The organism is Novosphingobium sp. TCA1 (assembly GCF_009811895.1).
GTDB lineage: Bacteria > Pseudomonadota > Alphaproteobacteria > Sphingomonadales > Sphingomonadaceae > Novosphingobium > Novosphingobium panipatense_A.
Map to the genome: position 1 here is coordinate 88,611 of NZ_BLJH01000015.1, position 16,202 is coordinate 104,812.

16 protein-coding genes are annotated in these 16,202 nt (G+C 60.3%); 10 read left to right on the forward strand and 6 right to left on the reverse strand.

The features are described from left to right. Positions 1–2: 2 nt before the first annotated feature. A complete protein-coding gene (locus tag NTCA1_RS17000) occupies positions 3–1,154 on the reverse strand; it encodes an NADH:flavin oxidoreductase (RefSeq protein WP_133085028.1) in 1,152 nt (383 codons plus the stop codon). A 130-nt stretch (positions 1,155–1,284) separates the two neighbouring features. Beyond that, positions 1,285–1,491, reverse strand: a complete 207-nt coding sequence (locus NTCA1_RS17005) for a ferredoxin (protein ID WP_133085027.1) — start codon at positions 1,489–1,491, stop codon at positions 1,285–1,287. Between the two features lie 92 nt (positions 1,492–1,583). On the opposite strand from NTCA1_RS17005, the gene NTCA1_RS17010 reads away from it, so the two are divergent. From NTCA1_RS17010 to NTCA1_RS17045, 8 genes are all read left to right on the forward strand, one after another. Continuing rightward, on the forward strand, positions 1,584–2,969 hold the full coding sequence (locus tag NTCA1_RS17010; protein WP_133085026.1) for an aromatic ring-hydroxylating dioxygenase subunit alpha: 1,386 nt from the start codon (positions 1,584–1,586) through the stop codon (positions 2,967–2,969). Positions 2,970–2,987: 18 nt separating this feature from the next. Continuing rightward, positions 2,988–3,563, forward strand: a complete 576-nt coding sequence (locus tag NTCA1_RS17015) for a 3-phenylpropionate/cinnamic acid dioxygenase subunit beta (protein ID WP_133085025.1) — start codon at positions 2,988–2,990, stop codon at positions 3,561–3,563. A 13-nt stretch (positions 3,564–3,576) separates the two neighbouring features. Beyond that, the gene (locus tag NTCA1_RS17020) at positions 3,577–4,746 is read left to right on the forward strand and encodes an NAD(P)/FAD-dependent oxidoreductase (RefSeq protein WP_133085024.1); all 1,170 of its coding nucleotides are present in this window, start codon (positions 3,577–3,579) and stop codon (positions 4,744–4,746) included. Next, a complete protein-coding gene (locus tag NTCA1_RS17025) occupies positions 4,743–5,555 on the forward strand; it encodes an SDR family NAD(P)-dependent oxidoreductase (protein ID WP_133085023.1) in 813 nt (270 codons plus the stop codon). The genes NTCA1_RS17020 and NTCA1_RS17025 overlap by 4 nt, the downstream gene beginning before the upstream one ends. After that, a complete protein-coding gene (locus NTCA1_RS17030) occupies positions 5,552–6,184 on the forward strand; it encodes a TetR/AcrR family transcriptional regulator (RefSeq protein ID WP_133085022.1) in 633 nt (210 codons plus the stop codon). Before NTCA1_RS17025 ends, NTCA1_RS17030 begins: the two co-directional genes overlap by 4 nt. Positions 6,185–6,188: 4 nt before the next feature. Continuing rightward, positions 6,189–7,415, forward strand: coding sequence for an acyl-CoA dehydrogenase family protein (locus tag NTCA1_RS17035; RefSeq protein WP_236549404.1), 1,227 nt, complete (start codon positions 6,189–6,191; stop codon positions 7,413–7,415). Positions 7,416–7,545: 130 nt separating this feature from the next. Continuing rightward, a complete protein-coding gene (locus NTCA1_RS17040) occupies positions 7,546–8,157 on the forward strand; it encodes a gamma carbonic anhydrase family protein (protein WP_236549405.1) in 612 nt (203 codons plus the stop codon). A gap of 2 nt (positions 8,158–8,159) precedes the next feature. Continuing rightward, entirely contained in the window at positions 8,160–8,759 is a 600-nt protein-coding gene (locus NTCA1_RS17045) for a malonic semialdehyde reductase (RefSeq protein ID WP_133085021.1), read from the forward strand. 73 nt (positions 8,760–8,832) lie between these two features. On the opposite strand, the gene NTCA1_RS17050 is transcribed toward NTCA1_RS17045, so the two are convergent. The 4 genes from NTCA1_RS17050 to NTCA1_RS17065 form a co-directional block, all read right to left on the reverse strand. Further along, positions 8,833–10,044: a cytochrome P450 gene (locus tag NTCA1_RS17050; protein ID WP_133085020.1), complete on the reverse strand. Its 1,212-nt coding sequence runs from the start codon at positions 10,042–10,044 to the stop codon at positions 8,833–8,835. A gap of 66 nt (positions 10,045–10,110) precedes the next feature. After that, positions 10,111–11,274: an acyl-CoA dehydrogenase family protein gene (locus tag NTCA1_RS17055; RefSeq protein WP_133085102.1), complete on the reverse strand. Its 1,164-nt coding sequence runs from the start codon at positions 11,272–11,274 to the stop codon at positions 10,111–10,113. A gap of 1 nt (position 11,275) precedes the next feature. Further along, the gene (locus NTCA1_RS17060) at positions 11,276–12,031 is read right to left on the reverse strand and encodes a GntR family transcriptional regulator (protein WP_236549406.1); all 756 of its coding nucleotides are present in this window, start codon (positions 12,029–12,031) and stop codon (positions 11,276–11,278) included. A 166-nt stretch (positions 12,032–12,197) separates the two neighbouring features. Further along, positions 12,198–12,842, reverse strand: coding sequence for a TetR/AcrR family transcriptional regulator (locus NTCA1_RS17065; protein WP_159831192.1), 645 nt, complete (start codon positions 12,840–12,842; stop codon positions 12,198–12,200). Between the two features lie 183 nt (positions 12,843–13,025). On the opposite strand from NTCA1_RS17065, the gene NTCA1_RS17070 reads away from it, so the two are divergent. Both NTCA1_RS17070 and NTCA1_RS17075 read left to right on the forward strand, forming a co-directional pair. Beyond that, on the forward strand, positions 13,026–13,907 hold the full coding sequence (locus tag NTCA1_RS17070; protein ID WP_236549407.1) for an SDR family NAD(P)-dependent oxidoreductase: 882 nt from the start codon (positions 13,026–13,028) through the stop codon (positions 13,905–13,907). A gap of 21 nt (positions 13,908–13,928) precedes the next feature. After that, positions 13,929–15,506 (forward strand): NAD(P)/FAD-dependent oxidoreductase, encoded by a 1,578-nt coding sequence (locus tag NTCA1_RS17075; protein WP_133085017.1) that lies wholly within the window; start codon positions 13,929–13,931, stop codon positions 15,504–15,506. Positions 15,507–16,202 lie beyond the last annotated feature (696 nt).

Consider the following 16,202-nt stretch of genomic DNA (forward strand, 5'->3'; position numbering starts at 1 on the left):
CGTTAATCCAGCGACCCGTAAGCTTCCAGCCGGAAGGGATTGACGCTCTCTCCCTTCCGCATCTTGCAAACCCACTGCGGGTCCATCAGTAGCGCCCTTCCCACCCCCACCAGATCAAACTCACCCTTCGCCAAGCGCTCCGCCACAAGCGAAAGATTGTTGGTCATCACGGTCGGCTGGGCGAACGACGATTGCAAATCGCGCGAGAGGCCGACGCCGCCCACCGCTATCGTTGGCCGGCCCGTAAGCCGTTTTACCCATCCCGCCAAGCTGAGATCGGAGCCGTCGAATGCGGGCGCCGAGAACACCCGGGTGCTGACGTCAAATAGGTCCACGCCCGCCTCGACAATCGGTGTCAGCAAGGATTCGAGCTCATCCGGGGTTTGCGCATTTCGCGCATCGTAATCCTGCAATTTCCACTGCGAGTACCGGAACATGATCGGAAAATCGGGCGCCGTCGCGGCCCTCACTGCCCGGACCAACTCTGCCGCAAGCCTGGCGCGGTCTGGGAGTGCGCCTCCCCACCGGTCCGTTCGCAGGTTTGTCTCTCCCCAGAGAAAGCTGTCGATCAGGTAGCCATGTGCACCGTGGAGGGCGATGCCATCGAAGCCTGCGGCTCTCGCATTTGCCGCGCTTCGTGCGAACCCGACGATGATGTCGGCGATTTCGTTCTCTGTCAGCGGCGCGGTAGGCTCGCGAACCTGTTCGAGATATTCCGGGGGCACCATCGCCTTGTCGAGTGGGCCCCAGATGCCTGAGGGGCGCGCAGACGGCGCGTCGGGATGATAGCCGGTTCCCGGGACTCGGATGACGCCTTGGTGCCATAGCTGGGGAATGATCTTTCCCCCGGCCTCATGGACCCCGTCCACGACCGCGCGCCACCGCGCAAGCGCGGCCTCGCCATGCATGATCGGCGAGGCTCCGCCCCCCATTGTCTCCCTGCCGACGGCAGCAGGATGATCCACCCCGATGCCTTCCGTGACGATCAGACCTACTTCCGCTTCGGCACGGCGGCGGTAGTAGTCCGCCACACCCGCTGACGGAATCCCGTCAGGCGAGAAATTTCGCGTCATCGGCGCCATTACGAAGCGGTTGGGCAGCGCTAGCGGCCCGACTTCACATGGCCTGAAAAGAATTTCGGTGCCGCTTGCCATAGTGCCGTGGTTTCCCGTCCTGCCTGATTTCTGACACTGCTGCCTCTAGCCGCTCCGTCCTGAGACCTTCCCGGCGACAGGTTCGCCCAGAGGGCGAATCAGGATTCTTGTACCACCGACCGAGCCCTTATCAGGCGTCGACCACTGCGAGCGCGGCCTGCGGACATGCTTCGGCGCCTTCGCGTGCCAGCTCTTCCAGGCCGTCCGGCACGATTTCGTCGTCCACGTATACGATGCCGTTGGCGTCGAGTTTGTACACCGCGGGGCAGATCTCGGCGCAGACGCCGTATCCGCAGCATGCGGCCTTATCGATCACGACTTTCAGCTTCTGACTCATAGTCCTCTCCTTTTTTCGGATTATTACAGCTTGAACAGATTTCGTTCAATATGTATAACGCGATCAAACACGGATTTTCCAAGGAGAGGAAGATGCTGCACCACCCTGGGTTGACACTCAGCGACGGGACGACGCTCGACAATCTCATCGACCGCGAGATGAACGAAGTGTCGCTGCGTGTGATGAACGACAAGGAATTGTACGAGCTGGAGATGGAGCGCATCTTCGCGCGAACCTGGCTCCTGCTGGGCCATGAGTCCGAGATTCCCAAGGCCGGCGACTACGTCATGCGCGATATGGCCGAGGACAATGTCATCGTCTCGCGCGACCGTAGCGGCGAAATTCACGTCATGCTCAACGTGTGTCCGCATCGCGGAATGAAGGTCTGCACTGCCGAGGCGGGCAATGCCCATGCCCACCGCTGCATCTACCATGGCTGGGCCTTCCGACCCGATGGCAGCTTTATCGGCGCCCCGATCGAAAAGGAACAGATGCACGGCAACAAGCGCCAGAAGGAAGAACTCGGGCTCAAGAAGGCCCGCGTCCATCTGTACGGCGGCCTCATCTTCGCAACGTGGAACGAGGATCTTTCGTTCGACGATTACCTCGGCGACGCGAAGTTCTATCTCGATCAGCTGTTCTGCCGTACCGATAACGGCCTTGAAATGCTCGGCCCGCCGCAGCGCTTCGTGCTGCCCTGCAATTGGAAGATCCCTGGCGAACAGTCGGGATCCGACGGCTTCCATACTCTGACGCTGCACCGCTCGCTTATGGAAGGCGGGATCATGGGCGGTACTGCCGAATCGATCTACGATACGGCGCCCGGCATGTACGGTGTCGATATCTCGGTTCCGCAAGGCCATACCCTGCGCTGTCTGGAAGCGGCCCAAACCTTCAAGATGTTTGCGGATGTCAGTTTTGAAGGGAAGTCGACCGAAGAGCGCCTTCATCTACTTTCGCCGCCCGGCATCACCAAGGACCTGATCCCTCAGCTCTTCAAGAATCTGACGGAAGATCAGGTCAACCAGTTAGCGACGATCCCCCCGCAAGTCGGCGGCATGTTCCCCAACGTGCTGATCGCATTCATCTTTGCGCCTCGCACCGATGGCGGCGCGTCAGGCGCGCTGTCGCTGCACACCTATGTTCCCAAGGGGCCGGACAGGGTCGAATTCGTGAACTTCATTTTCGCGGAGAAGGACGCACCTGAGGACGTAAAGCGCGATATGTTGCAGAACGCCATCTGGTCGACCGGCACCTCCGGAACGATCGAGCAGGACGACGCCGATACCTGGCCGCAGATCATGCGCAATGCACGCGGCCACATGAGCAAGACCATCACGCTCAAGTACCAGGCGCTTCACGGCCACGAGCGGCCGGAAGGCTGGGTGGGAGGCGGCGATCTCTATCCCGGCTTCACCAAGGACGACACGCAGTGGGCCTGGTGGATGGCTTACTACAATCTGATGGCCGAAGCCTGAGACTGGGAGGATCACGACATGGTGAACTACGCCACGGCCGCAATCGACAAGACTGGAGTGATGCGCGGTCTTGTTTCCACCAAGCGGGTACCGCTCGGTTCGGAGGTCTACAACCGCATTCTGGAAACGCTCTATGACGAAGCGGCTGCGCTCGACGAGCGGCGCTTCGACGACTGGGTCGCCTTCCTTGCGGAGGATTTGATCTATACGGCACCGCTGCGTCTCACGCGAAATGGCCCCAACAAGGACCGTGACGTCGTACGGACGATGAAGCATTTCGACGAGAATTACGGGTCGATCCTCATGCGCACTGGTCGTCTCTCGAAGAGCGCCTGGGCAGAAGACCCGCCCTCGCGCACGCGGCGGTTCGTCACTAATGTGCGGATCGCCGAGAGCGATAAGACCGGCGAATATGAAGTGGTCAGCTACCTCTTCGTCGAGCGCAGCCGCTTCGACAATCCGGAGAACGAGACGCTTACTGCCCAGCGTCGGGACGTCTGGCGTCTTGTGGATGGCAACTACAAGCTGTCCGTAAGGGAGATCATTGTCGACCAATCCACGCTGGGAATGTCCAATCTTGCGATCTTCCTCTGATCGGACGGGCACGGTGACGTCATCCCCGCACATCGTCGTCATCGGGAGCGGCCTCGCCGGCTACGGCGTCCTGCGGGAGCTACGCAAGCTCGCGCCGCACGCCCGGTTGACCCTGGTGACGCAGGACGATGGCCACTTCTATTCCAAACCGGCGCTGTCCACCGCACTGGCCAAGGGCAAAATGCCCGACGCCCTGATTACCACGCCGGGTGAGAAAATGGCGGCTCAGCTCCGAATTGATCTGCGCGCAGGACGCCTCGTCGAGGCCATAGATCGGCAGGACAAGGCTGTACTGACAACTGGCGGGCCGATCTTCTACGACAAACTGATCCTCGCGCTTGGAGCAGATCCTGTGCGCCCGCCGATCGATGGCGACGCGGCCCACCGGGCTCTTGCTGTCAACAATCTCGACAATTACCGCGAGTTTCGCGAGCGGCTGCCCGCTGGCGGGCGAGTGCTGGTCATGGGCGGCGGACTTGTCGGAACTGAGTTTGCGAACGATCTTTCTGCCGCAGGCTATTTTCCGGTAGTCGTGGACATGCTGCTCCATCCTTTGGCTCAGCTGGTACCCAGCGGGGTCGGTGATCGAATCCGTGATGCGCTGGCTACCAAGGGCGTCGAATGGCACCTAGGCAGCAAGATCACGGCCATCCACAAGTCTCCAAGCGGGGTTCGCGCGCAGCTCGACAGCGGCATGGTCATTGAAGCCGTTGCGGTGCTTTCAGCGGTGGGTCTTCGCCCTCATGTCGCGCTGGCATGTGAGGCGGGGCTGGAGACCGGCCGGGGCATTACTGTCGACCAGACCGGGCGGACCTCCGATCCCGACATCTACGCTATCGGCGACTGCGCGGAATATCCGCAAGGCCTCGCAGCCTATGTAACACCGATCATGTCGGCAGCGCGCGCCATCGCTCCCAGTGCGCTCGGAACACCTACCAATATCCACTTTCCGCCGCTCTCGGTGCAGGTCAAGACCACAGCCTACCCGGTGGTGCTGCTTCCGGCTCCGATCGGCGTTGCCGGGCGGTGGGAGGAAGCGGCCAACGACGAGCGGGGGCTCAAGTATCTGTTCCGCGACAACGGCAAGAACGTGCGGGGCTACGTTTTTACGCAGGACTATTGCCAGGAACGCATGGAAATGGACCGCGCGCTGGGCGAACAATTTGCAGGAGAAGCTGCTTGACTGGGTTGGTTCAGGGCAAGATCGCGATCGTCACGGGCGGGGCAAAAGGGCTGGGCTACGGCATCAGCCGCTGTCTGGCGCGTGAGGGCGCCGATATCCTCATTACCGGGCGCGACGGCGCGGCGGCGGAAGCGGTTGCGGCCGAGATAAGCCAGGAGTTCGGAACCCGCGCCATGGGCCTTTCGGCGGACATGGGAATCAAGGACGACGTCGAAGGCATGATCGAGCGGGTCGTCTCCGAGTTCGGAGGCCTCGACATCCTGATCAACAATGCCTCGCAGCTGTCTGCCAACGTGTTGCTGGAACAGAAGACCGATGAGATGCTCCAGCGCACTCTCGAGATCGGTACCTGGGGAACCTGGTGGGCCATGCGTGCCGCCTTCCCGCACATGAAGGCACGCGGCGGCGGCTCGATCGTCAATTTCTACTCGATCGACGCCCAGACGGGTGCATGGCTTCATGCCGACTACAACATGAACAAGGGGGCGATCCTGGGCCTGACCCGCACCGCTGCGGTTGAATGGGGCCGGTTCAACATCAGGACCAATGCGATCGCACCGACAGGGATGGGCCAGGTGTTCGCGCAGCTGGCAGAGGACGTGCCCGGCTTCCTTGAAATGGCAACAGCAAGTAATCCGCTCAAGCGCGCGGGCGATCCCGAGAAGGACATCGGACCGGTCGTGCTCTTCCTCGCTTCGGAAATGTCGCGTTTCGTCAATGGCGAGCTGATCAATGTCGATGGCGGTCAGCATCTGCCCGGCTATGTAAGCGTTCCGCACAACCTTGCCGAAATGGAAGCCCAAACATGAAACTGACGCCGCACACCGACTGGAGCGAAGTCGTCGCCACCGACAGCACGGGCAGCGTCCAGAAGATCATGGACGGTACACTGCGCGCGATCGCAACAATCGGCACGCGGCGACTGTCGATGAGTGACATCAGCGAAAGCAGCGGGGTGTCGCGCGGGACCCTCTATCGTCATTTCGCGTCCAAGGAAGAAGTGCTCGCGGCAGTCAGCGAATACATCTGCAGCAGTTTCGAAAAGGGCATTGTCGAGGCTGGCGAAGGCATTCCCGATCCGATCGAGCGGTTCCGTGCCGTCATGAAATTCTTCGGCCGTTTTACGATCGAGCGGTCGCCGGAACGGATCTTCGAAGTTGAACCTGCCTTTCACCTGAGTTTCCTGCGCAGCCATTTCGGCCGTCACAAGGCCGCCGTGCAACGCGCTCTCGAACCCGTGCTCGACTATTTCGAAGGACTGACCGGAAATACCATAGACCGGGACACATTCTGCGACACGCTCGTTCGCCTGCAGCTTAGCACGCTGATCATTCCGGCCACTGGTGAATGGCTGGAACTCTGGAACGGTTCTCCCGATCGGCTGCACGAAATCGCAATGCAAATCGCCGGCCACCAAGCCGAAAATACGAGAGGATGATTTCATGGCAACAGTAGCAAAGCTCGAATCAGACACGCAATCCGGTTTCGCCGACAAGGCGGTGGCCGACGGCCTGGTGGAAAAGGCGCGCAGCCTGCGCGAATTCCTGCAAAAGGAAGCGCCTGAAGGGGAAAAGCGGCGCAGCCCAACCCCGGCCGTCGATCAAATGCTCAAGACGGAAGGTTTCCTGCGGCTTCTGCTGCCTCAACGCCTGGGCGGCTTCGGACTCTCGACCACCGACTTTTGCCGCGTCCAGATGGAAATCGCCAAGGGCGACCCCGCGGTCAGCTGGGTGATGCAGATCATCAACGGCACCAGCTGGATCACCAGTCTCGCGCCCGACGGTGTCCAGGACACAATTTTTGGCGAGGGCCCGCAGACCGTGTGCGGCGCCTACAACCCGCCGGGCAAGGCGCGCAAGGTGGACGGCGGCTGGATCATCAACGGTAAATGGCCCTACATGTCCGGCTCCCGCCAGTCGAAGTGGGCGCAACAGGGCGTGGTGCTTGAAGGCTACGACGGGCCGGTCGTTCCGGGCATCAGCATGTGTTATCTGCCGATGGACAGCATGACTATTGAGGACACCTGGTTCGTTTCGGGCATGCAGGGAACCGGGTCGGACACGGCGATAGCAAAGGACGTGTTCATTCCCGATGACCAGATGGTATTGATGGACGAACGCGCGGGCCAGATCGATCGTACCAAGCGTCATTTCGGCGCGCCTTCAGACCTCCTTCCTGCCGTTCCGGTGGTTCGCACGACCGGCATTGCCCAGCTCATTGGCGCAGTCGAGGGCATGCTGGAGATCGTTACGGCGGAATCGCCGAAGAAGCCCGTACTGACGACGACGATTTCGCCGCGCACCAATTCCGGTGCCTACATGCGCGACCTTGGTGAAGCGGCCGCCATGATCGACACGGCCAAGTTGATCCTGTTCAACCTCACAGCCAAGCTCGACCGAGTTGCGCAGGGTGAGGAGTTCACCCTCGCCGAGAAGGCAAAGCAGCGCTCCGGCGGTGCCCAGATGGTCGAACTCGTTCACAGTGCGAGTGAATCGCTGATGTTCCAGGCGGGTTCTTCCGGTTTTGCGCTGGACAAGCCGATCAACCGCTACTGGCGCGATATTTCGATGGCTCTCCGCCACATCCAGAATATCCCGACCATCGGCTACGAAATCTATGGCCGGAACCTTGCCGGAGCCGATCCGATCTCTCCGCCGGGTGCCTATTGATCCAAAATGCCGGGGCGATCGCGTGTTAGGCAGGCGATCGCCCCAGTGGCAGCATCCACAGCCCATTTAGAGAGGGACGGCCCATGGATGCTGCGCAGGGGTAGCAACAGAGACAACGAACGGCGATATCGTGACCGAGGCGAGCATCGGCTCTCTACCAGCTTACGTCGATCCCACAGCCCGGATCTTCGGCGACGTCATGCTGGAACAGGATTGCAGTCTGTGGCCTTACGCGGTCGTTCGGAGCGAGAGAGGTCATGTCCGCATCGGAAAATGCGCAAGTGTGCAAGATCACGCCATGATCCACATCGGCTGGAATGACCCGACCATCATCGGCGACTACTGTACAGTTGGACATCGTGCAGTCCTGCACGGATGCACATTGGAGCCCGGCTGCCTCATCGGCATCGGTGCCACGATCATGGAGCGCTGCGTCATAGGCCACGGCTCGATTGTTGCTGCTCACAGCTTCTTGCCCGCCGGCACCATTATTCCGTCAAATTCCCTGGTAATGGGCACGCCCGGCCGAGTGACGCGCGTTCTTGACAAGCTGCACGGCAACATCATCGATGCGCTCCTCTATCGCGAGAACGCCCGCGCCTATGCGACCGGAAACCACCGCGTCTGGGAGATCGCGGAGATGGCGCTTCTGGCCGAAGAGGCCGAAGCTATCCTCGCACGCGAACATCGCCAATGGATCGAGCGTGGAATTCGCGGTTCCTACTCCACTGACGAGGAATGAGGATGACTGGCGCAACCACGCTCGAACACGACACGATGCTGAACCTCCTGTTTCGGGAAGCCCGCACGCATAACACCTGGCAAGATCGTCCGCTCAGCACGGAGACCATTCGGAACCTCTACGAACTCGCGAAGTGGGGCCCGACGACCGCGAACAGCAATCCGGCCCGATTTGTCTTCATCCGCTCGGCCGATGCCAAGGTCCGGCTCTTGCCTCACGTCAACACTGGCAACCGAGACAAGGTCATGCAGGCTCCCTGCACTGTGATCGTAGCGGGTGACACACGGTTTTATGAATTCTACGGCAAGCTGTTTCCCGCAAGGGACATGCGGGCGACGTTTGAAGGCAATGACGCACTCGTCGCGCAGACTGTCGCCCGTTCCTCGACATTGCAAGGCGCCTATCTCATCATGGCCGCCCGCGCCCTGGGTCTCGACTGCGGTCCTATGTCGGGCTTCGATGCGGCCAGCCTCGATTCCGAATTCTTCCCCGATGGCCGCTGGAAAAGCAATTTCCTGTGCAACATCGGTCACGGCGATCCGGCAGGACTCCATCCCCGCAATCCCCGGCTGGACTTCGACGAAGCCTGCGTCGACCTTTAGGCTCGAAAGCCGTTTCCAAGGCGCTCTCCTGTCAGGAAGCAGCGACTGTCCTGGAAACGGCTCCGTCGCAACCTCACCAGACCAGCGGCAATTCCACTGGCTGGATCATGCCCAGATGACAACGCACCCGATGACCGGGCGCAAGGCGGAATTCCGGAATCCGCGCCAGGAACTCTTCCATCGCGATCCGCAATTCGCGGCGAGCCAGGTGCATGCCGACGCAGGTATGTATGCCGAAGCCGAAGCCGACGTGCCTCGGCCGCCGGTCCAGCTTTACCTCGCAGGGATTTTCGAACTCGTCGGGGTCCCGCCCGGCGAGCGTTGTCGACATGGCGACCTTATCTCCCGGCCTGAACTGCACACCGCCTATCACCGCTTCCTTCTTGCAGGTGCGAAACGTGGTGACCGCCCCGTATGCCCGCATCAATTCGTCGATGGCATGCGGGATCTGTGAAGGGTCGGCTCTCAAAAATGCCTGGTCTTCAACGTGTGTGCCGAGGTGGCGAAATTGTAGGCCCATGTTCGTGGAGACGGTGTCGAGCCCGCCGATAAAGAGGTTGAACATGAAGCCGAGCAGTTCGTCCTGCGTCAGAGGACGTCCCTCTATCTCGCCCCGCACGCCGAATGAAATGAGATCGTCGCGCGGATTTGCGCGCCTGTCGGCAATCTCGCCGGCCAGATAGTCAAGCACACTGCGCGTGGCATCCGCGATCTTGGACAAATCGTGGTTATGCAAGAGATTCATTTCCCATTCCATGAATTCGCTGACCCGGTCGAGCGGCAAACCCATCAGTTCCATGAAGACCTTGATCGGGAATTCGAATGCGAACTCGCCCATGAATTCACACTGCCCGCGCTTGGCGAAGGTCTCGATGTACTCCACCGCATAGTGCCGAATCCTGTCTTCCAGCGCCGCCATGGCCTTGGGCGTGAAGGCCGGGTTCACCATCTGACGGAATGGCCCATGCGCCGGAGGGTCGAGTTCCGCCGGCGAATTGATCCACGCTCCACCGACCAGCTTCGAGAAAGGCGAAAAGTCGGTGGAAGAAAAGTGCTCTGTATCGAGATAGATTTCGCGAAGATGCGCCATGCGGCGTGGCACCCATGCTCCCGTTCCTCCGGGATAGGCATGGGCCGCGTAAATGATATCGGGTCCGTCATGGATCCGCATGGCCAGATCGTCGAACGGATCTTTGTCCGTCGTCGTTCCGAAAATGAATGGAAAGTCCCGGCTCACCAAGGCTGGCGGCACGTGATCGGGGATCGCCTGCTCCGGAAACATCATCACTCCCACACTCCCTGTCGTTTGTCCCGCCCCATTTCCGGGGCCGGTCATTCCTGCACCTGTCGCTTAGAAGGATCGGGGCAACCCGAGGCTCTCGGCGATACCGTTTCGCACCATCTCGTTGGTGATCGGGCCGATCCGCCAGAGCCGGCTGTCCCGCCAGTATCGCTGCATGTCGGTCTCTGCGGAGTAGCCCATGCCGCCCAGGATCTGGATGCCGAGATCTGCGGCCGCGTTGGCATTCTCTGACGCGATGAGTTTCAGCATGTTCGCCTCAACGCCAACGTCTTCGCCTCGGCTCTGCTTGTCGGCGCAGAAATGCAGCATGAGTTCTGTGGTCTTCTGCATCGTGGCGATATCCGCCACATAGTGCTGCAGGCTCTGGAAACGGCCGATGATCCCGCCGAATGCCTTGCGCTGCTGCATGTAGGCGACAGCGTCTTCCAGTACGCCGTCGATGACGCCCAGGCAGAACGCGCCGACCATGATCCGCTCGTTGTTGAGCGTGGGCAGCAACATGTACCAGGCCTTGTCCGGCTCGCCGAGCACTTGTTCGTCTGCGACGAAAGCATCCTCGAAATGGATCGAGCAGCTCCCCATCGATCGCATGCCGAGCTTGGCGAGCGGGGTTATCGTCACTCCGGCAGTCTTGGCGGGAACCCAAAAAAGAGTCAGTCCCTGATGCTTTTTCTCCGGATTCCTGTCACTTCGTGCAATCACCAGAAGATAGTCGGCGACATGCGCAGATGAGGACCAGGTTTTCTCGCCGTTGAGCTTCCAGCCGCCATCGACGCGTTCCGCCGTTGTCGTCATCGCGCCAAGCAGGTCGGTACCGCCCCCCGGTTCCGTGAATGCGATGGCGGCCTTGAGCTGACCGGAAGCGATCAACGGCAGATACTTCTCCTTCTGCTCGGCAGATCCGTAGAGACCGATCGACTTCCCCCCAGCAAAACTGGTGATCCCCCAGATCCATGCCAGTCCACCCAGGGAACGCGCCAGTTCGCGGGCCAGCAGCATCTGCATCACCACGTCGCCGCCCTGCCCGCCGTATTCCTCGGGAATGCCGACGCCGTGAAAGCCCGCCTCAGTCAGCTTGTCCCAAAGGGCATAGGGGTAGGCATGCTCGTCCTTCTCGAGCGCTCGCGCCCACTCCTTGGGCACCTCGTTTTCGACCCAGCGATGCACGGTGTCGCGAAAGGAACGGTATTCGTCCTCGAGTTCGAAATCCATCTCAGGTATCTCTTTCGTATAGTGATATTTTCTGATTTTCAGCAACATCGTCGGACAGCTCGCACCCCTGTTCGGCCAGCGCGATCAGGCGAGTGGCGATGCGGTCGACACCAGCGAGCACTGCGGAGCGGTCGTTCGCCAGGAAGGCGGCAAGGATCGCTTCATGCTGGGAAAGCCCGAGAGGGCAAATCGTTTGAAGACCGTGCAGCAGGACAAACCTTGCAATCAGGGCTCTGCGGTCGAGCGTTGAGCGCAGCAGCTCCTGGTTGCTTGACGCCGCGATGAAGATCGTATGGAAATCCAGCCCAGCAGTGAGGGCGCCTGCGGAATCATCGCTCGCCAAACACGCTCGGTAGCGCGCAAGTGCGTGTTCGAGTTGAGCTACCTGCCCTGCGCCAACATGTGGCATGCCCCATATGTATCCAAGCCGCCACAGCTCGGACTGAACGCGAAGCAGGTCCCGCATGCTGCGAAAGTCAATGCGCGCAACCCGTTTCAGGCGGTGCACTTCAATCTCGACCAGCCCTTCGGCCTCTAGCGTGCCAAGTGCCTCGCGAACGGGCGTCGCGCTGACGTCCAGATGCGCCGCCAAACTCGTTTCGCGCAGCAGCGTACCGGGGGGCAAGGCTCCTGAAACGATGCTGCTGCGAAGGCGCTCAAGAACGGCCTGGCGGCGGGTCGGCGGCGTACTGACCGGCTCCGTGCCGAACAGGCTCGGGCCGGAAGGCACGTCTGGCGAAGGGAGGCGGCGATGCAATTCCATATTCTATAGAATTGCGGAGCCCCTGCATCTTCGCGCCTTTCCAAGGGTAGGGTGCGTCTCATGGATTAGTGTCAAGCGGCCAGCTTGGCATCTTCATGATGCGAGCAGATCAGGGCCTGGCCGGAGATGATGGCACGACGAGAATTCAGAATCGATCACGTCAATCTGAAGCAACCGCCAGACATCGCAGAGCGCCTCGCGCACATCCATTCAAGAACAGGTCAACCGCATTTTCCGCGGAAACGCGCGGATTGCTGTAGCACTCTGCGCTTGCGGGCTCCAAAATGACCACATTGGTAAAGAAGATCGTTTGCATGAATTGGCGCGCGAGAAAATCTGCATCGCCCCCTGCCAGCGTCCGCCGATCAATCATCGCTTGGAAGTAGTCGTTCAGCCGGGCGGCTTCCTCGGTCCGAAGGATATCGAGGCAGCGTCCACTGATATCTGGATGTGTGATCGAAGCGCTCAGGAGCACCCGAATAAATTCGTAGAACGGCCTGGCGCCGAAGACCGGCCGGAGCATCTGGCGAATGTGCTGCTCGGCAAACGCGACAAGTACGTCACGAACCGGTTCATCACAGCGCAGCACAGACCGGGTACCTTCCGAAGCTGTTTTCGCAGCGTCGATCATGCACTCGGCGAACAATTCCACCTTGTCACCAAAGAGCTGATAGATCGCAACTTTCCCCACACCGGCAGCCTGCGCGATGTCGTCGATCGTCGCACCGGCATAACCGCGATCAAGGAAAATTTCGGTTGCTCGCCGGAGTATCCGTATACGTCGTTGAGGCGAGGCTGTTTCCACCGGGCAAGGATAACACCATTGCCGCAAGAATCCATACCAGCGTGGGGCGGAATGGTAGTTTTCCGATGTTTTGGAACATTAACGACCTTGCAATGTCCCAGTCCTTTCAATCAACAAGGATGCTCCCTGCCTCCCGATAGGACGGAGCTTCCCCGTCAGCTTGTAACAAGCGCCATCCGCGCAATGAAACAAACTGACGCGGGTTACCCGGGCAAGGATCATTCCAGCATGCGAACAGTAGAGCTTCCCCCGCTTGATCACGCCGAATTTGCACGCCGTTACGGCCCTTGGGCGGTGATCGCCGGAGCCTCGGAAGGAACCGGTGCAAGCTATGCAGAACAACTTGCGGCGATGGGCATCAACGTGGTCCTCGTTTCCCGCCGCAAGGAGGCCCTGGATCAACTGGGCGAACGGCTCGCCGGTTTGTACGGGATTGCGTTTCGCTCGGTGGTTGCCGATCTCACGCAATCGGGAACGGGCTCCCGGCTCGTCGAAGAGACCCGTGATCTCGATATCGGACTCTTCGTTTCGAACGCCGGGGCCGACGGGGCCGGCAACAGTTTCCTTGGAGAGCCGGTTGATCGAGCGCTCAGCCTTCTGACCATGAATGCAGCCAATGTCGTCGAAGCCGTTCATGGCTTCGGCAACAGACTCGTCAAGCGGCGCAGCGGGGGGATCATAGTCATGTCTTCGGGAGCCGGTCTTGGCGGCCAGCCCTGGCTGACTATGTACTCAGCGACGAAGGCTTTCGAGTTGAATTTCGTGGAATCGCTTTGGGCAGAGCTCGACGGACAAGGCGTAGATATCCTCGGAATTGCCGCCCCGATCATGGACACTCCGACCCTGCGCCGGGCGACCGAAGGGCTCGGGATGGACTATTCGACCGCCTACGATCCCGCAAACGTCTGTGCACTGGCCCTTGCAAGCCTGGGCAAGGAGCCCCTTGTGATCGTGCCCGACGGTCCGGATGAGGCGCAGATCCCGCGCATCCAGGCAGACCGAAAGACGCGCCTTCTTGCCCTCGCCGAATGGGGCAAGGCGTACACGGCTGCGGCGAACGGCTGATTTGCTAAGGGATAGCGGGAAATGATGGACGAGGTCGACGTCGTCGTTATCGGAGCCGGCCACAACGGCATGGCGGCCGCAGGCTATCTGGCGCGTGCGGGCAAGAAAGTCGTCGTCGTCGAGCGCCTTGCGAAAGTGGGCGGGATGACGAGCTCGGGCTACATGATTCCGGAAGCGCCTGAGCACTTGGTAACGCCCTGCGCCGTGGAACTGCTGTTTGCGCGCAAATCTGGCATCATCGAGGACTTCGATCTCCATAAATACGGCCTGCGGACTGTCGATCCTGATCCCACTTACGCCTACCTCCATCCCGATGGCAGCTCTATCGCCCTCTTCTATGACTATCGCCGCACGGCGGAAGACATCGCCCGCATCAACCGCAACGACGGCAAGGCCTATCTGGATTTCATGAAGACGTTGAACGTCATGATGGATATCGGATTTCCCATGATGATGGCCGAGCCCGGACGCCCCGACGTGCGGAATATGTCGAAGGTGATCAAAAGCGCGGTCCGCAACGTCCGGCTGAAAGACGAACTGGTGGCGATGTCCAAGGCGACCGCCGACCAGATCGCCTGCGAAAGGTTTGAAGACCCCGCAACAATCGCGCTGTTGCTGGGAATCGCCGCAGGCGCCGGTCCCATCGATGACGACGGAAATGCTGCCGCGTACATGATCTTCGCCGTCACGCATAAATACGGCACCGGTAAACCCATCGGCAGCCTCCAGTCGTTTTCGGACGCGCTTGCTCGCAGTATCGAAGCATCGGGCGCCTCGATCGAGCTCAATGCGCCGGTTGCGGAAATCATCGTCGACGACGGCGCGGCCAAAGGCGTGCGGCTGGAAAATGGCCGGATCATACGCGCCAAGATGGTGATCGCGACGTGCGACCCACGAACGGCGATGCGCCTGACGACGCCGGGCGGCGTTTCGCGCACATTATTGCAACGCATCGAGCATGCCCCGTCGAACCGATCCAACGCCGCGCCGCTTCTCGCCAATATTGCGATGTCCGGGCCGCTGCGGCTCAAGCGACATCAGGACATGCGCCATGACGATGCCGATCTCGACAAGGCCGTGGGGCTCATCGGAACGCCCGACGAAGTGCGGAAGTCATTTGCCATGGCGCGACGCGGCGACATTCCCGAACGTCACGCGATGTCCCTCAGCCCGCTGTCCAATACCGATCCTTCGCAGGCTCCGGCGGGCGGTTCGCTGGCATACATCTACTTGCCCGGTGTTGCTGTGGATGCGCGCGAGGGCTGGAGCCCGGAGCTGAAGGACCGAACGATGGCCTCGATCATAAGCCATCTTGGCGAGTTCTACGACGGGCTCGACACAGAGGTCGGGCGCTTCGTGGAAACCGCGCGCGAACGGGAAAAGCGGCTCAACGTCAGCAATGGGTGCGTCACCCACATAGATTTCGGTGCCCTGCGATCGGGGGTGCACCGTCCGGCTTCCGGTTTCGGCGGCCCCCGGCCGCCATTTCCCGGCTTTCTTATCGGCGGTGCAGGCGCTCATCCCGGCGGCGGTGTGTCCGGTATTGCAGGACGGATCGCCGCTACCCGCGCGCTACGAGCGCTTAAAAAAACAAGGTAGCCGGTGGTTTGAACTGACCCAAACCCACGCTCTCCCACACTCCGCCCACCTGTGATGGTGCGCACTTTGCGTTGGCCAGCGAAACTGAAACCTTGGCAAAGACTATCTCTGATTTGTCTCCGAATTAATGACTGCTGCGAGGGATATTACGTCGACATCTGATGAGGGCGATAGTCGTGAAATCCGTCTGATGGCCACCAAACTCGGGCGATCGGCTTCACAAAACGACGCGCAAGGGCGTAACTGGCTGGGTTCTCGCCAGGCAAGCAGCGTGACGAACTGCTTCAAGCTCATCTAGATACCCGGTCAAGCGGGCCTTACCGAGCTCGACGACGTGTTTACGCCCGGTGCATTGCAGATCCCGAAAGTATTCTTCAGCCTCATGTCTGTCGAGCCTGGATAGTAGCATTGCCAGAAGGTGGCGCGTTGCGAATTGTGCTCCCTCGAACTCGAGAGCTGCGCGTTCCAAATTGTCTACTCGTTCTTCAACTTTTGAATGCATGCAAATCACCACATGACGCGTTTAATCGACGAATGATATTCGCGCGCGCCGCATCCATCTTCATGAGCCAGTGCGGCGGAGCTATTCCCCGAGGAGAATTTGACCGCTCCGCCGATGCGCTTGTATTGCCGCAAACAACTGGATTCATTTTTCCAAAACTGCTCATCAAATTTCCGGCGGAAACCAAGTATATC